Annotated in this window: 17 protein-coding genes; 12 read left to right on the top strand and 5 right to left on the bottom strand. The window is 63.7% G+C overall.

All coding sequences use genetic code 11. The features are described 5' to 3' along the window. Positions 1–2,382, bottom strand: coding sequence for a type II secretion system secretin GspD (gene gspD, locus JQ631_RS20535; RefSeq protein ID WP_212328710.1), 2,382 nt, complete (start codon positions 2,380–2,382; stop codon positions 1–3). 137 nt (positions 2,383–2,519) lie between these two features. Between gspD and JQ631_RS20530 the strand changes: the two genes are divergently transcribed. From JQ631_RS20530 to gspM, 9 genes are read left to right on the top strand one after another with little or no spacing between them, the layout of a single operon-like run. After that, the gene (locus JQ631_RS20530; RefSeq protein ID WP_249160843.1) at positions 2,520–4,208 is read left to right on the top strand and encodes a GspE/PulE family protein; all 1,689 of its coding nucleotides are present in this window, start codon (positions 2,520–2,522) and stop codon (positions 4,206–4,208) included. A gap of 21 nt (positions 4,209–4,229) precedes the next feature. Then, entirely contained in the window at positions 4,230–5,441 is a 1,212-nt protein-coding gene (locus JQ631_RS20525) for a type II secretion system F family protein (RefSeq protein ID WP_212328708.1), read from the top strand. Positions 5,442–5,460: 19 nt separating this feature from the next. After that, positions 5,461–5,913 (top strand): type II secretion system major pseudopilin GspG, encoded by a 453-nt coding sequence (gene gspG / locus JQ631_RS20520; protein WP_212328707.1) that lies wholly within the window; start codon positions 5,461–5,463, stop codon positions 5,911–5,913. After that, the gene (locus JQ631_RS20515) at positions 5,876–6,400 is read left to right on the top strand and encodes a prepilin-type N-terminal cleavage/methylation domain-containing protein (RefSeq protein WP_212328706.1); all 525 of its coding nucleotides are present in this window, start codon (positions 5,876–5,878) and stop codon (positions 6,398–6,400) included. The genes gspG and JQ631_RS20515 overlap by 38 nt, the downstream gene beginning before the upstream one ends. Next, entirely contained in the window at positions 6,378–6,776 is a 399-nt protein-coding gene (locus tag JQ631_RS20510) for a type IV pilus modification PilV family protein (RefSeq protein WP_212328705.1), read from the top strand. Before JQ631_RS20515 ends, JQ631_RS20510 begins: the two co-directional genes overlap by 23 nt. Continuing rightward, positions 6,773–7,489 carry a general secretion pathway protein GspJ gene (locus JQ631_RS20505; RefSeq protein ID WP_212328704.1) on the top strand — a complete coding sequence of 239 codons (717 nt, stop codon included), beginning with the start codon at positions 6,773–6,775 and terminating at the stop codon, positions 7,487–7,489. The genes JQ631_RS20510 and JQ631_RS20505 overlap by 4 nt, the downstream gene beginning before the upstream one ends. Then, entirely contained in the window at positions 7,486–8,427 is a 942-nt protein-coding gene (locus JQ631_RS20500; RefSeq protein WP_349645008.1) for a type II secretion system minor pseudopilin, read from the top strand. The genes JQ631_RS20505 and JQ631_RS20500 overlap by 4 nt, the downstream gene beginning before the upstream one ends. 1 nt (position 8,428) lies before the next feature. Continuing rightward, positions 8,429–9,466, top strand: a complete 1,038-nt coding sequence (locus JQ631_RS20495) for a PilN domain-containing protein (protein ID WP_212328703.1) — start codon at positions 8,429–8,431, stop codon at positions 9,464–9,466. Beyond that, positions 9,463–10,056: a type II secretion system protein GspM gene (gene gspM, locus JQ631_RS20490; RefSeq protein WP_249160839.1), complete on the top strand. Its 594-nt coding sequence runs from the start codon at positions 9,463–9,465 to the stop codon at positions 10,054–10,056. The genes JQ631_RS20495 and gspM overlap by 4 nt, the downstream gene beginning before the upstream one ends. A gap of 6 nt (positions 10,057–10,062) precedes the next feature. On the opposite strand, the gene JQ631_RS20485 is transcribed toward gspM, so the two are convergent. After that, positions 10,063–13,659, bottom strand: a complete 3,597-nt coding sequence (locus JQ631_RS20485) for an autotransporter outer membrane beta-barrel domain-containing protein (protein WP_212328702.1) — start codon at positions 13,657–13,659, stop codon at positions 10,063–10,065. A 315-nt stretch (positions 13,660–13,974) separates the two neighbouring features. Between JQ631_RS20485 and JQ631_RS20480 the strand changes: the two genes are divergently transcribed. Further along, positions 13,975–14,679, top strand: a complete 705-nt coding sequence (locus tag JQ631_RS20480; RefSeq protein WP_212328701.1) for a hypothetical protein — start codon at positions 13,975–13,977, stop codon at positions 14,677–14,679. A 48-nt stretch (positions 14,680–14,727) separates the two neighbouring features. Here the strand turns inward: JQ631_RS20480 and JQ631_RS20475 are convergent, their stop codons facing one another. Further along, positions 14,728–16,197, bottom strand: a complete 1,470-nt coding sequence (locus tag JQ631_RS20475) for a DUF6056 family protein (RefSeq protein WP_212328700.1) — start codon at positions 16,195–16,197, stop codon at positions 14,728–14,730. Positions 16,198–16,707: 510 nt separating this feature from the next. Here JQ631_RS20475 and JQ631_RS20470 point away from each other — a divergent pair. After that, positions 16,708–19,260 carry a M10 family metallopeptidase C-terminal domain-containing protein gene (locus JQ631_RS20470; protein ID WP_212328699.1) on the top strand — a complete coding sequence of 851 codons (2,553 nt, stop codon included), beginning with the start codon at positions 16,708–16,710 and terminating at the stop codon, positions 19,258–19,260. A 108-nt stretch (positions 19,261–19,368) separates the two neighbouring features. Here JQ631_RS20470 and JQ631_RS20465 read toward each other — a convergent pair whose 3' ends face one another. After that, on the bottom strand, positions 19,369–20,409 hold the full coding sequence (locus JQ631_RS20465) for an acyltransferase family protein (protein WP_283841808.1): 1,041 nt from the start codon (positions 20,407–20,409) through the stop codon (positions 19,369–19,371). Positions 20,410–20,418: 9 nt separating this feature from the next. Between JQ631_RS20465 and JQ631_RS20460 the strand changes: the two genes are divergently transcribed. Continuing rightward, the gene (locus JQ631_RS20460) at positions 20,419–22,227 is read left to right on the top strand and encodes a hypothetical protein (RefSeq protein WP_212328697.1); all 1,809 of its coding nucleotides are present in this window, start codon (positions 20,419–20,421) and stop codon (positions 22,225–22,227) included. A 91-nt stretch (positions 22,228–22,318) separates the two neighbouring features. Here JQ631_RS20460 and JQ631_RS20455 read toward each other — a convergent pair whose 3' ends face one another. Next, positions 22,319–23,884, bottom strand: a complete 1,566-nt coding sequence (locus JQ631_RS20455) for a hypothetical protein (RefSeq protein WP_212328696.1) — start codon at positions 23,882–23,884, stop codon at positions 22,319–22,321. Between the last annotated feature and the right edge of the window lie 49 nt (positions 23,885–23,933).

Genomic DNA, 23,933 nt, shown 5'->3' with positions numbered 1-23,933 from the left:
TCAGCGCGCGGCCCTGGGCGGGCTTACGGTGACCACCGGGTTGCTGGTCCCGACCAGGCGACTGTTCATCTTGCTGCGCATCTCCTCGGCGATGACATGCGCGTCGACGCCGTCCCTGATGACGGTCGGACGGATGAACAGGATCAACTCGGTGCGTGAGCGCGCATTGGTCTGGTGCGAGAAGGCGTCGCCCACGCCGGGAATGGAATCGAGCACGGGAATGCCCTGGCGCTGCCTGTTCTCGGTCTCGCTGATCAGGCCGGCGAGCAGCACGGTCTGCCCGCTGGTCACCGCAATCGAACTCTTGACCCGGCGTTGCGAGATCGTCGGCGTCAGCGAGTTGGCGCTGCCGGCGGCCACGCTCGATATCTCCTGCTCGATGTCGAGCACGACATTGCCGTTGGCATTGGCGCGCGGCAGCACACGCAGGATGATGCCGGTGTTCTTGTAGTCGATGGTGTTGACCACGGTGTTGTTCGCCGTCAGCACCGTCGCCGTGCCGGTCGAGAACGGCACCTGGTCGCCGACCTGCAGGGTCGCGGGCTGGTTGTCGAGCACCACCAGCGACGGGTTCGACAGCACCTTGACATTGGTGACGCCGTGCAGCGCGTCAAGAATGACACGTGGCGAGTTCTCGGCGCCGACCAGGAAGTTGAAGCCCGGCAGCACGCGGCCGAGCAGCGCACCGGAGGCGGCGTTGACGGCGCTGGACGCAGCTTCCACGGCGCCGCTGCCGACCGATGCGGAATTGGTGACGCCGGAGATGGTGTTGGAGATCGAGCCTTGTTTGCTCGCCAGGAAGTACTGCACCCCGTAGTTCAACTGGTCGTTCAGCGTCACCTCGGCGATCGTTGCCTCGATCGCGATCTGCCGCTGCGGCTTGTCGATCTGGCGGATGGTCTGCTCGACGATGCGCTGCGCGTCCTGATTGGCGTAGACGAGGATGGCGTTGTTGGTGACGTCGGCGGTGATCCGCACGTTCTGGAGGATGCCGTTGAGCCCGGACTTCGAGCTGCTGCCGTTTTGTCCACCGAGGCCGTTGTCCTGGACCGGCGTTGCGGACGCAGCCGGAGCGGGGCGGGCGCTGAAGGATGATCCCGCAGGTCCGGTCACCGGCGTCGCGGCCCCTGAAGCGGCGGTCGGCAGCGCGCTCAGCGCGGCGACCGGGCCGGAAGACGAACTGGCGACGCCCGCGCCGGGCGCGACCTGGCTCGACGCGCTGTCGAGCGTCGAACTGCTCGTTGCGCTCTGATTGAACAGCATGTCGTTCAGCAGCGCGACGACCAGCTTGGAATTGCCGTAGCGCAATGGATAGGATTTCATGTTGACGCCGTCGGTGTCGGAACGGTCGAGCCGCGCGATCCAGGTCTGCGCGCGCTTGAGATATTCCGGCTTCTGGCTCACCACGAGGATCGAGTTGAGCCGCGAGATCGGCTGAAGCTTGATCATGTTCTGGGTCATCCCGCCTTCGCCGGAATCCATGATCTTCTCGATCTCCGAGATGACAGGCTCGGGCGAGGAATTGCGCACCGGGAAGATGCCGACCGATTGTCCGCGCATCCAGTCTGCGTCGAATGACAGAATCGTGTCGACCGCGCTCGCCCGGTCGCTGCCGCTGCCGCTGATGATCAAGGTGTTGCGGGAATTGTCCGGACGCATGGTCGAGGCTTTCACGCCGAAGGCATCGAGCAGCTTGAAGATGTTTTGTGCCGAGGTGTAGCGCAGCGGCACCACGGTGATGCCCTGGCCGGCCTCGCCGCCCGCCGAGCGGTCGACACCGCCGGGGCCTGCTTCCGGCGCCGGCAGCAGGCGGTATCCGGTGCGGTCACGCACCAGCGCCACGCCGGACATGCGCAACGCATTCTCCAGAACATAGATCGCGTCGGCCTTGGGAACGGGGCGCACCGAGGCAAGTGTCACGGTGCCCTGCACGCGCGGATCGATCGTGTAGCCCGTGTTAAGTACGTCACCAAGGATGACCTTTGCGACGGTCGCCACAGGTGCGTTCTCGAAATTGAGGTCGTAGCCGCTGCCGCCGCCGTCGTCACGTTCGGCCAGCGCGCCGCCCTGCGGCGTCGCACCATCACTCAGATAGATCGCGGGTTTCGACGATTTCGCCTGGCCGATGCCGCTTGCTCCCGCGTCGGCAGGTTGTCGCGGCTGGAGGTCGAGGGAGCGAATCTTGTCCGCAATATCCTGGGCGCGCGGATCCCTGGGGTCGGCTTCGACCGATTGATCGGCTGTGACGATGCAGGCCGAGAGCAGGACAGCGGACGACAACAGGAGGAGCATTCCAGTCAACGCTGACCGGCGGCGCAGTAGCGGCTGGACCACGTCAAACAAAGTACGCCTTCCAACGCTGGAAGTGACTGGAAATTGCATCCGATCCCCCTTGACTCGGACGCCCAATAATTTGCGCCACGATTATGTTTTTGCTAAGAAATAAGTCAAGGGTAAAGGACCTCCGCGGCACGCGGAAGCTGTTGCATTCGAGTAACAAGGTCAGCGCAGTGAATGCGATGCAAGTCCGCTCCGCCGATGGCTTTCGGCAACACCTCTTGGAAAAATATTCGCTGCCGCCGCGGGCGCATGCCCGGCTGGAGAGGTCAGGCACGACCACGCTGACACGTCCGTTGCGCGAATTCTGGGAAGCCACCGATCTCTCCGCGGCCGATTTCGCCGACGAAGTGTCGGAATATTTTGGCTTGCCGCGGCTCAGTCTTCCGCAACTGCTCACGACGACGCCCCGCCTGGACGGCTTTTCGCGTCGATTTCTGCGTGAATCCACGATCTTTCCCTTCAGCGCGCCGAATGGCGGTCTCCGCCTGGCGGTTGCCGATCCGTCCGATACGGCGGCCCTGCGCGCGGCCGAGATCGTGTTCGGAACGACAGTCGATGTCGTAGTCGCGTCATATGAGGACATTACGACGGTCCTCGATCAGCGGGCCGATGCCGATGACGCAAATGTCGACGAGAGCGGCAGGAGCGCTGCGCAGCGATCCGACGACGATATCGAGAGCCTGCGAGATCTCGCCAGCGGTGCGCCGGTGGTGCGGGCGCTCAACGACCTGTTGGAGCGTGCGTTGGATCTGCGCGCGAGTGATATTCATGTCGAGCCATTCCGCTCCGGGCTCACAGTGCGCATGCGCGTCGATGGCCTGTTGCGTGCGTTGCCGTCGCCGCAGGGCATTCCGCCGCAGGCGCTGATCTCGCGCATCAAGATTCTGGCCAGCCTCAACATCGCCGAGCGGCGCCTGCCGCAGGACGGCGCGGCGCGCGTGCGCGTCGGCCGCAACGAAATTGACGTCCGCGTTGCAACCATGCCGACGCAGCATGGCGAGAGCGCCGTGATCCGGCTGCTGCCGCGCGACCGCGGTCTGCTCGAGATGAGCAAGCTCGGCCTGCGGACCCGCGACGAGAGCGTGATGACGCGCCTGCTCGCGATGCCGCACGGCATGATCGTGATCACCGGGCCGACCGGCAGCGGCAAGACCACGACGCTTGCGACCATGCTGTCGATCCTCAACGAACCGACGCGCAAGATCCTCACCATCGAGGATCCCGTCGAATACGAGATTCCCGGCATCAACCAGTCCCAGGTCAAGCCGTCGATCGGCCTGACCTTCGCCTCGGCGATGCGTTCCTTCGTGCGTCAGGACCCCGACGTCATCATGGTCGGCGAGGTCCGCGACGCCGAGACCGCGCATATCGCAATTCATGCCGCGCTGACCGGCCATCTCGTGCTGACCACATTGCACACCGAGACAGCGGCGGCGGCCATACCGCGCCTGATCGATCTCGGCATCGAAGGTTTTCTGCTCAAGTCGACATTGCGCGCGGTGGTGGCCCAGCGGCTGGTGCGCATGCTGTGCGACCGCTGCAAGGTGCCGCACGCGCTGACCGAGGCCGATCTCGCCAAGGATCCGCGCTTTGCCGTGATCGGTTTCAAATGCGGCGAGGTGGTGCACGAGGCCGGCGGCTGCGAGCGCTGCGGCGGCACCGGCTATCGCGGCCGCAACGGCGTGTTCGAGATCCTCGAAATGTCCGAGGAGGTCCGGGCGCTGATCGGGCCGAAGACCGATTCCCACTCCATCGACGCCGCCGCGATGCAGGGCGGCATGACGACGATGCTGGAGGATGCAGTCGCCAAATGCCGGGCGGGGTTGACGACGGTGCCCGAAGTCTTCCGCGTCACGACGGTGCGCTAACGCTCAAGTGTGCTTGGAACCATGCCGAACTATCGCTACCGCGCGCTCAATGCCAACGGCGAACTGGTCTCCGGCGCCATCGCCGCGCCGGCGCCGGGCGACGTGGCGCAGCGGATCGAGCGGCTCGGCCTCGTGCTGGTCGACAACGTCACGCCGGAGGAGGGCGGCGCCGCGCACAGCGCGCTCAGCCTGTTCAACAGGCCGAAGCCGGAAGACGTCACCATCTTTACCCGCGACCTCGCGCTGCTGTTGCGCGCCGGCGCCCGCATCAATGACGGCCTGGAGTTGCTCGCCGCCGATCCGGATTTCGGGCGGCTGCGGCCTATTGTCGCTGACATCCGCGCACGGGTGGTCTCCGGCGAAAGTTTCGGCGAGGCGCTGGCCCGGCATGAGGGACTGTTTCCGCCGATGTATATCGCGCTGGTGCGGGTCGGCGAGGCGTCGGGGTCGCTGGACCAGGTGCTGGAGGTGCTCGCCGGCGAACGCGCGCGCGCCGAGGCGCTGAGGCGCCGCCTGACGGATGCGATCCGTTATCCTGTCTTCGTGCTCGGCGCGGCCGGATGCGTGCTGCTGTTCTTCCTGACCTTCGTGCTGCCTCAGTTCGCCAGCGTCTTGCAGGATTTCGGTGCCAAGGTCGATCCGATCGTCGGCGTGTTCCTGAACATCTCCACGTTCCTGCGTGGCAATTCCGATGCGGTGCTGGCCGGGCTTGCGACGTTCATCGCGGCCGCCTGGCTGCTGTTGCGTCGGGAGCGCATTCGTCGCGGCATCACCAATGCATTCACGCGGCTGCCGGCGATCCGCAACGTGATGCGCGCGTACCGCACGGCGCTGTTCTGCCGTAATCTCGGCCTGCTGCTCGGCAGCGGCGTCAACCTCACCACCACGCTGCGCATTCTCGTCGACATGATGGCGACGACAGGATCGTCCCCCGTCTGGAGCGACGCCGCCGACCGCGTCCGCCACGGCTCGAAACTCTCCGATGCGCTCGCCGAGACGGACGCGTTGCCGCCGATGGCGGTACGCATGCTGAGACTGGGTGACGAGACCGGGCAGCTGCCGATGCTGTCCGGCCGGGTCGCCGAATTCTACGAGGCCAAGTTGCAACGGACGCTCGATCGTGCGGTCGGCATTGCCGGGCCCGCTGCGATCATCGCGATCTCGCTGGTCGTCGGCGGCCTGATCACATCGGTGATGACGGCGCTGATGTCGGTAAGCCAGATTGTCGGTTAGGGAATGGGAGGGGCTTGAAGTGACCAGACATCCATCGTCGAAGCGCCGCCGGCGGCGCGGAGAAGGCGAGGCCGGCTTCACCCTGGTCGAGATGCTCGTCGTGATCACCATCATCGGCATGATCATGGCGCTGGTCGGCCCGCGGGTGCTGAACTATCTGAGCGAGTCCAAGGCCAAGGCGGCGAAGATCCAGATCGAGAGCTTCTCCAGCGCGCTCGATCTCTATTACCTCGATCTCGGCCGCTATCCGACCTCGAACGAAGGCCTCACCGGGCTCACGCGCAGCAACAACCAGGCCGGCTGGAACGGGCCATACCTGCGCGGCGGCGTGGTGCCCAACGATCCCTGGGGCCATGGCTATGTCTATCGGTCGCCGGGCGCAAGCGCTCCCTACGACATCATCTCGCTCGGATCAGACGGTCAGGAAGGCGGCAGTGGAACGGCAGCCGACATTGTCAGCGGCGCACGCTGAACCGGTTCGTGATGCGCAAGGCGTAGGTCAGCATGACTTCGGTCAGCAAGGCTTTGCGCTGATCGAGATCCTGTGCGTGCTCGCGATCATCGGCCTGCTGGCGGCGATCATCCTGCCGGGAATCCCGCACTCGACGACACGCGCGAAGCTCGAGAGCTACGCGGTCGAGACCGCGGCACTGCTGAAATCCGATCGCAACTCCGCGCTGCGTCGCCAGGTCAGGGTCGCAACCCTGGTGGACGCCGAGGCGCGCGCGATCCGCTCGGGCGTCACCGGGCAGACCATCCATCTGCCGCCCGACGTCGTTGTCCAAGCGACGCTGGCCGCGCGCTGCGCCGATCGCGCCACCGGGCGGTCGATCGATTTCTTCCCGTCGGGCATGTCGTGCGGCGGGACGATCGCGCTGGCGCGGCCGGGCATGGGCTACGAGGTGCGGGTCAACTGGCTGACCGGAGGCGTCGAGATTGTCGCGCAGAAGCTGCTCTAACGACGCCGCCGGCTTCACCTTGATCGAGACGCTGGTCGCGCTCGCGATCATCGCCATCGTGCTCGGGACCATCGGCTCGGTCATCGCGGTCACGACCAAGGGCACGCGCTCGATCGACCAGCACCTGGCGCTGGCAGGCACGGCGGAGACATTGCTTGCGGATCTACCGGCGCGTGGTTTGCTGAAGCCCGGCCGGCAGAGCGGGCAGCTTGCCGGCAGTCGCTGGCGCGTCGATATCGCGCCGATGAACGTCGCCGGCGGAAATCCCGAGACCGATCGCTTCGTGGCGCTGGCGGTCAATCTGCGCCTCCAGCGCGCCGACGGCGCCGCACTCCAGGTCACGACGGTGAAGCTGGTGCCAAGGTCCACCCAATGATCGCCCCCATCAAGCGCCTGTCCCGTGCGTTCGCTTCCGAGGCGGGTTTCACGCTGCTCGAGGTGCTGCTGGCGACGCTGCTGATGACCGTGATCCTGGCTGCGCTTGCGACCGTGACGGCGCAATGGCTGCCGAACTGGAATCGCGGCATCGCGCGGGTGCAGCGCGCCGAGCGGCTCGCCACTGGCATCGACCGCATCGTCGCCGATCTTTCCGTCGCCGAACAGATCGCGGTGAATGGCGACGCCAGGGTGCCGCTGTTCGACGGCGCCGAATTGTCGGTGACGTTCCTGCGCACCGCGCTCGGCCCGAGTGCGCGTCCGGGCCTCGAATTCATCCGCCTGATCGAAAAGGCCGATGCCCAGGGGCTCGCGCTGGTGCGCGAGCGCGCGCCGTTCCAGCCGATGCCGACGGATGGGCAGATCCGCTTCGTCGACCAGGTGGTGCTGATCCGCGCGCCGTTCCGTGTCAGCTTCGCCTATGCCGGGCCTGACCGGAAGTGGCAGCCGACCTGGCGTGGCCAGGCGCAGCTGCCCGATCGCGTCCGCGTCACGGTGCGCGACGGCGCCAACGGACAGGTGATGGCGGTCTCGGCCGCGGTGTTGCCGCACATCACTGCGCCTGCCGAATGCGCGCGGGCCAAGAATCCGACGACCTGCGTGACCTCGGCCAACCGGCCGCAACAGGCGCAGAAAGAGGAGCAGCAACTGTGAGGGGGGCGGCACATGGTCGGGACGCGCCTGGCCGTGACGGCGGCTTCGCCGCGTCTGGCGATGAGCGCGGCTTCATCGTCATCGTGGTGCTGTGGATGCTGGCAGCGCTGGCCTCGCTCGCGCTGATTTATCTGACCTACGTCACCAACACCGCGGTGACCGTCGCGGTCAACACCGACCGGTTGCAGGCCGATGCCCTGATGAATGCCGGGCTCGAGCTTGCGGCCTATCGGTTGACCGCGCAGAGCGAGGCGACGCGCCCGACCAGCGGCACCTTCAACGCCCGCGTCGGTGCAGGCCGGGTGGCCGTGACGTTCCGCTCGGAGGCCGCGCGGATCGATCTCAACATGGCGCCGAAATCCGTCCTCGCGGGCCTGATGATCGGGCTCGGCGTCTCCACGGCGGATGCGCCTGACTACGCCGACCGCATCCTGGCGTGGCGGTCGTCGACCGAGCCTGGCGTGGACAATCCGGAGGATTCTTTCTACCGCACGCTCGGCGCGCCCTATCTGCCGCGCCACGCGCCGTTTCCGCACAGCGACGAGCTGTGGCTGGTGCGCGGCATTCCGCCGGCCGTGATCGGGCGCATGCTGCCCTTCGTCACCGTGTTCAGCAACATGCGAACCGTGAACGTGCTGGACGCCGCGCCGCAAGTGGTGGCGGCGCTGCCCGGCATGACGCCGGAAACCCTGCAACAATTGCTGCGCAACCGCGCCGATCCCAATGTCGCCCCGCAGTCGCTGGTCGGGCTTGCCGGCAGCGCCAGCGCGACGATCGAGGGCGCGAAGGCCTACCGGGTGACCGTCGCGGCCGAAGCGCCGTCGCACCGGCAGAGCTCGGCCGAGATCGTCATCCTGCTTCTCGAAAGCGGCGATGAGCCCTATCGTGTATTGTCGTGGCACAACGCCTTCGACGGCTCGGCCGGAAAGCCTCTGTGAGATGAGTTCGCTCGGTACTCTTCGCGCCATTTTCGATGCCTGGACCGGTACGGTGGCGGGCGCTGCCGTCACTGGGCTGGAGCGGATGGTGCAGCCGCGCCTGGTACGGCTGGTCGAGGGCGAGACCGGCGCGTTCGCGCTGGAGGCTGCAAGGCCCGACAACATCCCGAGGGAGATCGCGTTCGAGGACGGCAAATTCACCGGCGCCAATCTCGCTTCGGTCGTCCGTGGCTGTCGCGTCGAGATCGTGCTGCGGCCGGCGCGCTTCCTGTTCCGTCCACTGGAGCTGCCGGCGCGGGCGGCCGATTTCCTCGAAGGCATCGTGCGGGCGCAGATCGACCGGCTGACGCCGTGGAGCGCCGCGGAGGCCGTGTTCGGGTGCAGCGCGCCGGTTGCGCAAGGCGCGGAGAGCATCACCACCATGATCGCGGCCGCACCGCGCCGGCTGGCGACGAGCTATGTCGAGGCATTGTCCGGCTTTCATCCGTCCGCGATCGCGGTGTTGACGGAGGCGGGCGAGGGCGGGCGCATCAGGGTGTTCGAGCAGAAGTCGCGCGGCGCGATCGATCCCGTGCGGTTGAGCCGGACGCTGCAACTGGTGCTGGCCGTCGCCGCGATCGCGGCTGTTCTCGGCTCGGTCGTCGCGGGCTATCTGGCCGACAGTTTGAGCGCGCAGGAGAGCGAACTCGATCGACAGATCACCCAGCGCCGCGCCGCGATCCGTGGTGCCGATGGCGGCGAGCGCTCGCCGCTGGCGCTCCTGGAGCGGCGCAAATACGACACGCAGGCGAGCGTGATCGTGCTGGAATCGCTAAGCCGTGTTTTGCCTGACCATACCTACGTCACCGAGATGCACCTCTCCGGCAACAAGCTCCAGATCGCCGGTATCACCCGCGATGCGCCCTCGCTGATTCCGCTGATCGAGCAGTCGCAGCACTTCACCCGCGCGACCTTCTATGCCCCGACGACACGCAGCCCCTCCGATCCCGGCGAGCGCTTTCACATCGAGGCGCAGGTCGAGCCGAGGAACGCGCCATGACCCCCACCATGAGCAGCGTCAATGCCGGAAGCGGAGGCGCCGTCACGCGGACGCTGACCTCCTCGCCACTGATCGCGGTCACGCTCTACCTCGCTGTGACGGGCGGCCTGTTGCTGCTGGCGGGCCTGTCGATCGCCGACGTGATCGCACATCGTCAGGCCCTGGCGCAGACCTCCGACCTGCTCGACCAGCTGCGCGGCCGCAAGGGTGCGGCCAAGAATGCCGCGGCCCTGTCGGCCGAGCATCCCGGCACGCCGTTCCTGGAAGGGCCGACGGTGACGGTGGCGGGCGCCAATCTGCTGCAGCGGGTTGCGGCTGCGGTCGGCAATCAGGGCGGCTCGGTGCAGTCCTCGCAGGTCGACGTCTCGGGGGCGCAGACCAAGGACGGCTTCGTCGGCCTCGTCGTCAGCTGCGAACTGGAGCAGCCCGCGCTGCAAAAGGTGCTCTACGATCTCGAAGCCGGCATGCCGTTCCTGTTCGTCGATCAGCTCGACGTCCAGGTGCCGCAGACCACCACGCTGAGCGATACGCCCACCGGCCGCGTCAGGGTCATCCTGGGCGTCTCCGGCCAGTGGCAGGCGGAGAAGTAGGGCGCCTCACCAGCTGTACTTGAATACGCCCTTGCCGGCATAGCTGGTGACATTGCCGGAGAACTCGCCGTCGAAGGTGCCGGCGATCGAGAAGCCGCTCAGCCATTTCATCTCTGCGCTGCCGCTGACAAGCGCGGAATCGGCGTCGACCCTGGCGCCGTTGACGACGAAGCTGGTGCCCGGCAAGGTCTGGAACAGCGCGGTGACGGCCCGGCTCGGATTGTAGTCGTGCGCCCAGGCGGCACGGCCGCGCAAGGTCAGCACGCCGTTCTGCATCGCGTAGGATTTGTCGGTGCGCAGGCCGAGCTCGGAGCGGGTGTCGGTCAGCGACTGCGCGGCATAGTTCAGCGCGAACAGGCCGCCGCCGTTGAGGCTGACTTCGGAATAGTTCGGCAGGTTGAAGCTCGTCACCTGCGCGGCCGCGTAAGGCGTGATGCCGATCAAGGGCGTGGTGAAACGATAGCCGCCCTCGAAGCGCGCGGAGAATGTGTCGGCCTTGAAGCGGCCCTGGAGCTGGTCGGCACCGGCGAGCGCCACGGTGCGGTTGGTGGTGACGTCGTGCCAGCCATAGGCGAGCGCAGCGGCGATATAGGCCGGGCCGAAATTATGACGGCCGTAGACGCCGGCCTGGAACAGGTCGGCGGAGCCCGCGCCCATCGCGTTGGCGAGCGAATAATTCAGCCCGCCGCCGCCGAGCGAAAAGCCGACGAGCGTGTCCAGCGAAATCCGGTAGTCGGCGCCGGCCGCGCCGCCCCAGACGCGCGCGGTCAGGTCCTGCGAGCCGACAAGGGCATTGCCGCCGACCTGGGCCGAGCCGCCATAACCGGCCGCCCAGACGCTCCAGCGATTGATCGGCTGCGGCGACAGCAGCGAAGGCGCCTTGGTCGCCATCGCATAGGCTTCGCGCTCGCGCGCGGTGGCCGGGCGCATCGACGCATAGGCGGTCGCATCATCGCTCTCGGCATATTGCGCGATGCTGCCGGCCTTGGTGAAGCCGCTCGAGCGGCCGACCACGGTCGGATCGAGCATCAGGTTCAGGAACTGGCCGTCGGCGTTGATGGCGGACTGGATGATGCCGGTGCCGAGCTCGCCCGACGCGGTGGTCAGCCCCGCCGGCGTCAGGGCGGCGAAGGCCGCGGGGATGCCGCCGGTCGTGTTGAAGAAATTGGCCAGCGTGTTCGCGACGTTCTGCTGGTTGACATTGAGGCCGCCGCCCGTCGGCGTGAAGCTGACGCCGATATCGAGGAAGACGTTGTTGGTGTCGTAGCTCAGCGTCGCGTTGATCGACGGTATGTTGGAGACGACGGCAGGATTGAAGCTGGTGCCGCCGAGGCCGCCGGCCGCGGTCAGGATGGTGTACTGCTTCTTGACGGTGCCGGAGCCGAAGATGGCGCTCACCGTCGCGCCGCCGAGTGTGGCCGCGCCGGTGATATTGGCGAGGCTGGCGGCGGTCGAGGAGACCTGCACCATATAGGTCGAGGCCGCGGTGAAGCTGAGGCTGCCATTGATCGTCAGCGGTGCGAACGGGCTCGCGGTGCTGCCCGGTGCGAGCGTGCCGCCGGTGACCGCGACATTGCCGACGTTGCCGGAGCCCGCGAATGTGCCGCCGGCATTGACGGTGCTCGCGCTGGTGATCGAGCCGTTCACCTCCAGCCTGCCGCCATTCACGGTGGTCGCGCCGGTGTAGGTGCTGGCGCCGGTCAGGGTTTCCGTGCCGCCGGCCAGGGTGAGGCCGCCGCCCGCGCCGTCAATGGCTCCAGCGTAGGTACCGTTGGCGTTGGTGATCGTCAGCGTGTTGGCGCCGAGATGGATGCGTGCAGTGGAATCGGTGCCCGACAGCGACTTGATCGAGGTGCCGCTGCTCAGCCCGGTGATGTCGAAGACGCCGTGGTTGATGAGGCTGCTCGAGGTGGCAATGCTGCCATTGGTGATGAGGTCGAGCTCGGCGCCGGCCTGAATCGTCGTGGTGCCGGTATAGGTGTTGGTGCCGGTGAGCCCCTGCGTGGCGCCGGTGGCAATGACCAGATTGCCGCCGGTGCCGCCGGCGATGCCGCCATCCTGGATCACGCCGGTGAAGTTGTTGCCGTTGGTGATGGTGAGCGTCTTCGATCCAAGGGAGACGGTGCCTTCACCGAAAAGCGAGTACAATGCTGCAACAGACGCGCCTGACGTGGTTTGCGAAATGTCGAACGTTGCGCCCGGACCGGAGAAGGCGACGTAGGCCGAGCTGGCAATCGAGCCGGCCCCTTTCAGGGCCAGTGTCGCGCCGGCATCGATCTGCGTGACGTTGGTGTAGGTGTTGACGCCAGACAGCGTCTGGGTCCCTGCGCCGACCTCGAAACCACCGCTGCCCTGAATAACACCGGCGAATTCGGTCGAGGCGTTGCTGACGAACAATCCCTTGCTGCCGAGGTTCACGACGCCCGTCGAACTGCCGGCCAGGGTCGTGATGCCGACGAAGGGCAAGGTCGCTGCCGAGATGTCGAACGTCCCGTTCACCGTCACGACGCTTGACGGCGAGATATCGCCGAAGCCCGACAGCGCCAGCGTTCCCGCCGAGATCGTCGTCGCGCCGGTGTAGGTGTTGACGTTGGTCAGCGTCAACGTGCCGGTGCCGACCTTGGTCAGGCCGCCGCCGGTGCCGGAGATCACGCCGTCGACCTGGGTCGAGGTGTTGAGGCTGCCGGTGGTGAGCGTGTTGGCGCCGAGCACGTAATTGCCGGCGCCTTCGATCGAGCCGGCAGTCGTGCCGCCGCTGGTCAGGCCGGAAATGTCGACCGTGCCGCCGGCATTGGTGATGAAGCGCGCGCTGCCGCCGCTCGCCGTGCCGGTGAAGCTCGTGGTGCCGCCGTTCTCGGTGGTGATGGTGGCGCTGCCGGCGGTGGCAGAGTTGGAGAAGTTCAGCGTGCCGCTGTTGGAGATCGTCGCCGTGCCGGCGCTGGACGAGGTGTTGAAGGTCAGGAAGCCGGCAGCATTGTTCGTGATGCTGGCGCCGCCTGCCGAGGTCGTGTCGTTGAAATTGATCACAGCGTTGTTGACGATGACCGCGGTGCCGCCGGTGCTGCTGTTGTTGAATTCGATGTCGCCGCCGTTGGCGATATGGGCCGTGCCCGCGGTCGAGGTATTGTTGAAGCTCATCGCGCCGCCGCCGACGCTGTACGTCACGAAATTGCTGCCGGCGCTCGCACTGCTCGCGTTCAGGAACACCATGCTCGAGCCGACGTTGAACGTCTGCACGTTGGTCGAATTGTTGGAGATGCCGACGCCGTTCACCACGAAGATATCGTTGGTGTTGACTGTGTAGGTCTGCGCGTTCGGAGCGGCCGTGAATATGACGGCGCCGATGTTGACGAGACCGTTGCTGTCGACCGTGGCCGAACCGGTGTTGGTGAAAGTGGCGGTGCCGTCGGGCACGTCGGGAGTTGGGGTCCAGTTCGTGCCGTCCGTCCATTCGGTGGACGTGGAGCCGGTCCAGGTGCTGTCGACGGCGTGGGCGGCGACGACGCCGAGCGCGGTGGTCGCCAGCAGGGTCGCCAGGGTCTGCCGGGCGACGGCGCGCAGCCGCTCATCGATCCTTCTGCGCGCTATGATCGGTCCGGTCATGGGCCCTTCACAAATCGACAAAGAAAATCAACGTCGTCAACCAGAGCAGGCGGCAAGGCCGCGCCCCCCGGGGGCGATGATTCCATGCCGTCGCAACCAGCCGCAATGAACGGTCATTGATTTGCATGAAATTCCCGCCCGTTTCCTTTGCAATTTCAGTGATCGTGGCCCTTGGGCAACATTTTCGTGCGTTGCAGCATGCCGGATGGAAAGCGGGATTCGAGCAGGCCAGGAGCGGGTTGAAGGCGAGGCCTATCGGATTTAGTTTGATGCGCTTGCCCCGCGCCGGCGTGGGGGAGCCGCAAGGGAATATCGATGTCCGCCTGGCTCAGATCGACAGGACTGGCCGCGTTGTGCGCGGTGCTCGGCATCGCCGGGACCTGGGCGGCGACGTCCTCGCGCGTCGACATCCTGTCGGACGATGCCGCCGGCGGGGCTGCCGAAAGCATCGATGTCGGTGCGGTGAGGCCGATTGCGACGCCTGCGCCCGGCGTCAGCAAGCCGGTGCCTCGCGGCAATCCGCTGTGGTCGGTGCCGCTGTCGGTGCTATCAGCGACCCAGGAGCGCCCGATCTTTTCGGCGACGCGGCGGCCGCCGCCGCGCGCGGTCGCAGCCGCTCCGGTCGAGGAAGTTCACGCGCCGCCGCCGAAACCGGTCGAAGCGCCGCCGCCGCTGATGCTGGTCGGGGCCGTGGTGGGCGAGGGCGATGCCATCGCAATCCTCGTCAACCGCACCGACCAGAAGGTCGTCCGCCTGCGGCAAGGCGAGACGCTTGACGGCTGGTCGCTGACCTCGGTCCAGCCGCGCGAGGTGACGTTCAAGCAGGGCGACCGCAGCGAGGTGCTGGCGCTGCAACGGCCGGACGGCACCACCGCGCCCGCCGGATCGCCCGCACCGGCGGCAGCGCCGCCTGCCGACGGCGGCGGCAAGCTGACGATGCCGACCACGGCCAGCACCACCTCGTTCGCGCCCTTCGTGCCACGCTCGACCCCAAAGAATGGCGAAGCGGACGGGCTGTGAGCGACATTGCGCCGGGTGGCCGAGACCCGCCGCAGCTTTTGCCCGAAGCTACTGCGAACTGCCGCTCGGCGGATCGACCGGGATCAATTCCTTGCTGTGATAGTACATCGCCACGCAGCCAATATTGTCGGTGACGTCTGCGTCGATCAGGGTTGATGGCTTCCAGCGATGCTTTGGCACCTCGACCACTTGATCGGGACGAGATGCGAGCAGTCGATCGCGCGCGATGGCTTCCTGCCGGAAGAGGTCGAAGGTCGCCATTTCACGGCGGACGCGCGAGCCGGTTGTGCTGAAATAAAGCGAGATGGCGATGATTGCCGCCAGCAGCAGGGGCCAAACCGGTTTGTCGAGCGAAATGGATGAGCCGCCGAGAGACAGCTTTCGGCGAAGCTGCGGTCGATAGACTCTGGCGAGAAGTGAAGTGCAAAGTGTGAAGCCAAAGATGATCAATATCAACGCTTCGTTCTGCGCGCGATCGACGAGGTGCGCGCCGGTGATCAGCTGGTGCAGGAAATACTCAAAATAGCAGGCGCCAAGAACGAGCGCCGCGATTCCCGCCGCCAGCCACTTCTCACGACGGGGGTCCTGCTTTTCCGGCGCGGGTGTCGCAGCGGAAATGGCCATCACAGCCAAGAGCCAGCCGATCAGCGACGGAGACAGCAAGAGGGTTCTTAGGCCCGTCAGAGAAAATTTAAAGCCCTCTGTGATCGCAAAAACAACATTCCAGCTACCGCCAACGGCGGCCATCCGGTGACCGTTGCCAGGAGCCGCAGCAACGAACAGCCATCCGATCGCCGCAGCCGCTCCAATCGCGACGTGATGACCCACCTGCAATTTCTGATCGAAGATATGGCGGGCGAGCAGCGAAGCCGCAAGGATCGCCACGAGCCAGACGGCGGTGAACTCGTTGCACGTCGCAGCCAGGAACCCGCCGGCGACTGCCCATGCCGTCGCTTGAATCGAAAACTGGCGCTCGCGATCGATCGCGCAAACGCATTCTCCCAATATCAGGATGGTGACCAGTCCCGGTGGCACATAGCAGGCGAGCCCGGGCAACCAGTAGAGAAGATCATGCGCGCTTGGCGTTGCCCCGGCAATTGCCGCAGGAAACCCGAGCATCAGCACGAGCAACGGCAGGCCGCGGACGTTCGGCCACATCCGAACCATGGCGAAGGCCGATCCGGCAACGAACAGGATCGCGAAGGCGATGAGCGTGGCAGCATATGCCGGCAAAATGCTGCTGCCGGTAGCTTTCGCGATTGCAGCCGGAATCTGAATGATCAGAAGGGCGACGATGCGCCCCGACAGGCCCGTGTAGAAGGCGAGGAGGGTCTGCACGAAGCCATCGCGAACATTCTGGTAGGCAAAGCAGAAATCATCGTGTTCCGGCGCACCATAAAGCGCAAGCAAGATCAGGAAAGTCAGAAAGATGAAGGGGCCCACACACACCAGGAGCCATGCTGAGCTAGCAGACGATTGACCTGCCGAAAGTTCGGCCTTGGCAAATTTTGACGACATGCACCCCAAACCTTACGCTGGCGAAAGCCAGTGTCACGCGCTGCCGTGCATGACCGCTTTTCTACCCGTAGTCCAGATCAGCATGTCTGGAATGGACAATTCTTCCCCGGCGCGCTCTGCCATAGGAGCGCTCGAGATTGTGGCGTCGAGCGACCTTCGGCAGGGACCACGCGTGATCGCTCGGCAGGCAACTCGTTTGCTGCCGGGTCGGACGCGCGCGGGGGGCTTTTAGTTAACGATTGGCTGTTGGTGGGAAGGGCTCGGCCAATTCCAAGGACGAAATAGTTCCGCGCCAGGAACGGGACGGTCGGGTAGCTAGCTGATATGATTGGCAAATTGAGATCGGCGCGGAACCGGCGAGTTCCTGATGCGCCGTATGAATACGGGAGTTTGCCTCTTCTGCGACAAGCGGCGCACAACTGCCAAACTTAAACCAAACCTACACCTCTCTAGCTTGAATTACGCGTTCGCGCCTCGAATCACGCGCGAAGCGTTGTCCTGGAGAGTTCATTGGCTACAGCAGTCTCGGTCAGTGCGACCAACAACGCGGACATCGACGGCCTGCTTGCCGGCACGAAATGGTCCGGCACGATCAGCTACAGTTTCCCCACGTCGTCCAGCACCTACGGGTCCTACTCTGGCGGCGACGGCGAACCGACCACGTCAGGTTTTTCGGCTGCGCCGGTCCAGATGCAGGCGGCGATCAACTACGCGATCGCGCTCATCCAAGGCTACACCAACGCCAGCATCACCTATAACGGTAACGGCAGCGCCGACATCATGATCGCGCAGTCGCCGGCCGCCAATCCGACCTCCTACGCCTACTATCCCGGCAACTACGCGGCTGGCGGCGACGTCTGGTTTGGCACGCAGTACGACTACACGCAGGCGAAGCTCGGCAACTACTACTTCACCACCGCGCTGCACGAGCTCGGCCACGCCCTGGGTCTCAAGCATAGCCAGGAGACCGGCGGGCCCGCCAACGTCGCGGTGCCGACCGCGCATGACGATAGCGAATACACCGTCATGAGCTATCGCAGCTATGTCGGCGGTCCGCTCACCGGCTACACCAACGAGCAGTACGGATATCCTGAGACCTATATGGCCAACGATATCCTCGCGCTCCAGACGCTGTATGGCGCGAACTACAACACGCAGAGCGGTAGTACCGTCTATACCTGGAGCCAGACGACGGGGCAGGAGTTCATCAACGGCGTCGGACAGCTTGCGGACGGTGGTGGCGTCGGCGGCTCCGCCAACCGAATCTACGAGACGGTATGGGACGGGAACGGCGTCGATACATACGACCTGTCGAACTATACGACGAACCTCAGCATCAATCTCAATCCCGGCGCTTCATCGGTGTTCTCCACCGCGCAACTGGCCAATCTCGGCAACGGCCATTACGCGTCTGGCAACGTCTACAACGCCTACCTCAACAATGGCGACGTACGCTCCTACATCGACAACGCCACTGGTGGCGCCGGCAACGACACCATCATCGGCAACGCCATTGGCAACGTTTTGAAGGGCGGCGCAGGCAACGACACGATCACAGGTGGCGGAGGCAACGACACCATCGATGGGGGCGCAGGCACCGATACGGCGGTGTATTCGGGCAACAGGGCCAACTACGCCGTTGCGTACAATTCCGCGACGCAAACCTTCACCATTGCCGATCAGCGATCCGGCTCATTCGATGGCACCGATGCTGTCACGAACGTTGAGTATATCCAGTTTGCCGACGGTACGTTCTCGAGCAATGCGCTCGCCAATCCACCCGTCTCGATCGAGACGGTCGGCACGACGAGCCTGCTTCAGAGTGGCAGCAACTTCTACATGTCGCCGGTCGGTAGTCAGGCGCACGTAGATTTGAAATACGGTGGATCGCTGGTCACGGCAGGTGAGTTCGGAGTCTGGACCCCGGTGGGCGCCGAACAAACCGCGAGCGGATTTGACATTGCGTGGAAGGCGCCCGGCTCCAGCCAGTTCATCATCTGGCATACCGACGCCAACGGAAATTATCGAACCGACACCGGCGTCCTATCAGGCGGCAGCACTACGCTTGAGCAGGCAGAGATCAGCTTGCATCAGGATCTGAACGGAGACGGGACGATTGGCGTACCGTTCACGACCGTTGAAACGTCCGGTGCGACCAGTCTCGTCGAGAACGGCGGAAGTAACTTCTACATGAACCCGGTTGCGGGTGGGACGGGACCCGAACTGAAATACGGTGGATCACCGGTGACGGCCGGACAGTTCGGGGTGTGGACGCCGATCGGCGCTGAGCAGGCCGCGAATGGATATCAGATTGCCTGGAAAGCGCCTGGCACAAGTCAGTTTATCATCTGGCATACCGACAGTAGCGGCAACTATCAGAACGACACTGGAGTGGTGGCAGGCACAAGTAGCACGCTGGAGCAGGCCGAGAGTAGCTTTCATCAAGATCTCAACGGGGACGGTACAATCGGTTCCGTCGCAGCTACTGCGACTGCCATCGAAAGCTTCGGCAACACGAGCCTGGTCCAGAGCAATGCGAATTTCTACATGAACCCCGTTAGCGGTGGTTCTGGACCAGAGTTGACCTACGGCGGCTCCCCGGTCGTGGCAGGCCAGTTCGGCGTTTGGACGCCGGTTGGCGCAGAACAGACCGCGAGCGGATTCGACATTGCGTGGAAGGCGCCTGGTTCGAGTCAGTTCATCATCTGGCACACCGATATCAAGGGCAATTATCTCAACGACTCTGGCGTGCTCTCGGGCGTCAGCATGGCGTTGGAGCAAGCCGAAAGCAGCCTTCATCAGAACCTCAACGGGGACGGGACGATCGGCGTTCCTGCCTCGGCGCCGTTGGCCGCAGTTCCGGCGGCCGGCAATTTCGCTTTCGCGACGAATTCTGCCAACCCTGCAACCTTCCAATTCGCTCCCCCGGACACGATGCCTGGTCCAAATCCAGAGGGGGCTAATGCACTGCCGCCTGCCGAGCAGCCGCACGATACGGTCGTAGTTGCGACGTTGGCCCAGTACCTGGCCGGTCTGCATCTCGATCATCCGCTGCTGGCCTGACGACGGGGCGCGACGGATTTTCGCGCGGTCCAATGCCCAGCGTCAGCGCCGTCCTTGCCGAAGACATGTCTAAAGGGCTGTCGTCCAGCCGGATCGATTGCGGCGCCGCTATGTTGATTGCTGCATGTTGATTTCGACCCGAGGCGCGGCGCCGCCATAGAACGTCTTTCGGCGCCAGCGGTCAATGCGCTCTTGAACCACGATCTCGAAAATCGCGGCGACGAGTGCTGAAAGTGATAGCACCAGGATGAACATCCAGATGATTGCCGACCTTGAAGCCGCGTCGTAGGAGAACCATCCCAACGAGATGAGCACTTCGATCATCAGAACGTGCACCAGATAAACCCCGTACGAAATATCACCGAGAAAATTCGAGGTTGGCTGGTTGGAGTGCGCGAAGGCCGTTGGCATGGTGATGGCGATAGCCGCGATCATCCCGAGGTTCGGCAGAATGCCGTTGAGTTCAAAGGCTGCAAAATGGCTGACACAGAGGTAGACGGAGGTCAGCAACAGCAGAGGAGGAGCGGATGATCTTGACCACGTTAGTCCGTCGCGGACCCTGAACAGCACTATCCCCAGGATAAAATAGCCGACCTGCGAATAGAACGGAAAATAGGCGCTCCTCCAGTCCCCTGAGATCGTAAAGTACGCTTTGATGGCGAACGACAGGGCGGCAAGGGCAATGAGCTGCCAACTGCGGCATTTCAGAAATAGCGGGGTGAGCAAGTAGAAGACCAATTCTGCGCTAATCGACCATGATTGGCGAACCGGAAGGAGCAGGTTGGCGTGCTCGTTGATCGCGATCAGATCCTGGCCCAGCAAGGTGATATTGGCGAGCCAGGGAGCGTCGGCCGCGCCAAACGCGTCAAAGATTGCAGTCTTGTTCGTGGCCATGCCGCTGAGCCAGAACAGCCAAGTCAGGGCAAGAACGGTCAGGTAGAACGGGAGCAGCCTCAGGTATCGGCTCAACCAAAAGAGCAGCGCCGAGAACCGCCCCTGATATCTCGGATAGGCGGCGGCCATGTAAAAGCCGCTCACGAAAAAGAAGGCCTCTACCGCGGCCACGCCCCCGATCGTCTGATACACCCGGTGGAATTGGCAGTGGTAAGCGACGACGACAGCTGCCAATAAGAAGCGTAACCATCCCATCTTGCCGCCATGTCATATTCCAGCGAGATCGTCAATTGGACCGGCTTGATTGCTCAGGATCGAGCCAGCCGGGAAATCAAGGGCTGTCCATCGTCAGGACTCAAACAGCATATGCTCATTGGTCGAATTCTCGCCTTGTCAATTTCGCGGCCTCGTCTTGTTGCGGCGGTCGTGTTGCTTGCTTCAGCAACCGTTCTGGCGTCGAGCCTGATCCTGAAAATGGACAGGGGCTTCGATTTTACCGACGAGGCGTTCTATTTGATGCTGGCCCAGAGGCCGGCGGAATATGACCTGGTCTTGGGACTCTTCAGCTACGCCATTCATCCCTTGTATCTGCTCGCCGGCCAATCCGTGTCGGCGTTCAACCGCATCGGTGCTGTCATCCTTTCCGGCCTGGGAGTTTCATTGGGCTGCGCTGTCGTGATAAGATTGAAGCTTTCCTGGCGAGATCCAGATGCGATCCTGATCGTTGCTACGACCTTGCTCGCTCCGTTCTTCTACTACACTTACTGGCTTCCCACGCCATCTTACAACTGGCTCGTTTTGGTAGCTGGCTGGATTTTGGCCTTGGGATTGGTGCTCCTGCAGTCGCTCCCTGCTTTCTCCGCCTTCTTAGCGGCTCTTGCGATCGCCATCGCGCTATTTACCAGGCCTCTCAACGTCATGGCTTATGGCGCGATCTATCTCGTGGGCGTCCTGTGCGCGCTCCCCGACAATCGAGCCAGAATGGCGCAACTCGGTCGCACGATCCTGTTTGGCTCGGGCTTCCTCATCGTGCTGGCTGCGAGTCTTCCTCTCGGAACGATAGTCAGCCAGATCAATGGTTATTTGGTCGTCTTCGGCGGAGCCCATCCGAACCCCTTCTCGATGCGCGATCAACAGATCGAATTCCTTCGCGAGGGATGGGTATGGTGGGCGAGCGGCGGATTGCTGCTGGGATGCATGTTTGCCCGCCACTCAGGGCGGAGTGTCATCGGAAGATGGGGTGAACTGGTTGCGTTCTGCGTAGTGCTGCTGCTCGGATTGTCGCTCTTACGGAGGGTCGATCCGGCGAACTGTCATATTCTTTCCGTGCTCGGCGGAGGCGGTTTCGCGATGCTTTCAATTGCGTGTCGGCGGGACGTCAGGCTCAGATGGATTGCACTCCTGGCTCTGATCGGAATCATTCCCTGGGCTGCAACTTTGGGGAGCGCCGGGAGGGTGTGCTTTCAGGTCGCGCTCTTCCCGGGCTTGTCATTGACGGTGCTGGTAATCGCCACGGCGCTAGTGCTTCCGCGATCGTTCGGCTTGACGCTGGTTTCGTTCGTCGGTGCCTATCTTGTGTACAGCGCAACGGCTGTGGGTTTGACGTCGCCTTATCGATTGGCAACGCCCCTTAAATTGCAAACTCTTCCAACTGGGGTCGGTGCGGGCTCCACGCTGAAGCTTGATGAGCGTACCCGACAATTCATCCAAACGCTGCAGAGTGACGTCGCGAGCCGCGGCTTTTGCCGTGGCGACCTTGCCATCGACCTCAGCGGCGAAGTCCCGGGTGCGGTCTTTGCGATTGGCGGCCACATGCCGGTCTTCCCCTGGATTTTTGCCGGCTATCCGTCGTCGCATCGGCTTGCAGGCGAATACTTGAAGATGGTTGGCCCCGAACGCCTTCAGCGTGCGTGGTTGATTCTGGGGACTGGCGGACACTCCCTAAAACAGGAGGAGTGGGAGGGCCTGGGGCTCGACTTCGCCCCACGCTCGCTTGTCGATAATCTCACCCATCCCGTCGACGGCAGCATCGTGAAACTATACGCACCGCTCGTCGCGAGACAATCATGTTGATTTTCGCGGTCGATATCGCGGCAAGGCCTCTTCGCGTAAAGGAGTTTAAACAGACGGGACGAGTAGCATTTAGCGTCACGCGCGGTGGTACCTAAGGGGCAGGGCGCCCGGTGATGGTCGTAATGTTCAACGCCTTGCAATCGGGATCTGCAGATTCGCGCTCGTCGACGTGAACGACGATGCAGCCTCGTCCGGCCAGCGATGCCCGCATTTCCGGCGGCAGCGGTGTCCCGCCCAGCTTGATCGACATCTTTCCGTAGTATGTCGCGTTCGAGGACTGCTCGTTCGGGTCGAAGTACACGACCGTGTCAGGCATCTTTCGTTTCAAGAAGAGGATGAGAGAAAGCTTCGGCTCCCATTCCAGTGCAGGCCCCGTCGCGATCAGCACTGGATTCTTGTTCTCCTTGCGGGCTTCATAAAGCAATCTGGCCGCTTCGCTGACGGCATTGTCCGCGTCCGTGTTGAACTGAAGCCACCAGTCGCGGGTCTTGAACGTGTAGGGTGAGAAGAGGCCGTGGTTGACAAGAAGCACTGCGAAGAAACAGGCAATCGCGGCGGCTCGTGAGAGCGGTGCGACCAAGCAATCGCCGTCCTTTGCAAGCCTGCCGAACACGAATGCCGCGACCATAGCTTGCATCAAGGCCAGCGGATAACCGTATCGCATGCCGATGGCGTCGTTCACCCCGCCATACGTCATCGAGAAGCTGATATAGTAGAGCGTCAATCGGAGAATTTCGACCGAAAGCGCTGCTAGAATGAGCGCGGCAAGTTCGCCCCAGCTCGTCTTGAGCCGGCCCAAGCCACGCGCGACCATGGCGGCCGCCAGAACGGGGATCGGGACAAGGGCAAGCCAGGCGAGCGCGTCGCTGCTGCGATGATCCCGGTAGGACTGCCAGGGACCCCATGGCGCCACGAGTCCGGTGCTTGCTGTCGCAGTGATACGCAGCATGATGGCAAATACGATTGCGCCCGTGACGATCAGGACGGCTCCGGCCGAAACCATACGCCGGGTGCCGCTGAGGAAGCCACAAACCAGCAGCAGCCCCCCGACCGCGATCAACAAAGGTGAATCAGCTTCCTTCATTGCTCCGAATAGCAGGGCCGTGGGTATCGCGAGCCAGAAGGCAGATGTTTTTCCGCTTTCGATCCATCGCCATAGCATCCAGATCAGAAATGTTCCGACCAGGATGCATTCAATTTCGACCGGGCCGAGCCGGGGAAAGATGTCTGCCCACGACTTGTGGCCTAGATAGAGGGCGGCAAAGACGAGCGCGCTTGGGATGCCGAAAGTCCGAAGGGTGAGGAAAAAAAGCAGCGTCGTCGTGCCGAGATACAGCAGGAAATTGGCGATGTACCACAGGCGGATGTTGCTTCCCCACAGGTAGGTCTGGATTGACTTCAGGGGATAGAAGGCAGGACGAAATCGCGTCGCTGATCCGGTGTGCGCCAGTTCCTGGTATTCATCGGTGTTTTTCAGATCAGTCCAGATCTCATGAAGGGTGGCAGTCGGCTTGTCGCCCAGCGGATAGAGGATGTCGTGATCGTCGATGAGCGCCGGCGTCGCGCGGTCGATGAAGGTTCCGAATTGCAGCAGGAACAGACCAGCAAGGACGGTCGCAAAAAGGAGCGTTAGCGCGCGATAGGGCCGTTTTTGCATGACTTGGTCTATGGCTGGATCAGGGCAATTTGAGAATCGGACCATAACG

Origin of the sequence: Bradyrhizobium manausense (genome assembly GCF_018131105.1) — a bacterium.
GTDB classification, from domain to species: domain Bacteria; phylum Pseudomonadota; class Alphaproteobacteria; order Rhizobiales; family Xanthobacteraceae; genus Bradyrhizobium; species Bradyrhizobium manausense_B.
Note: the sequence above shows the minus strand (reverse complement) of the source record. Positions and strands in the feature narration are given on the sequence as shown.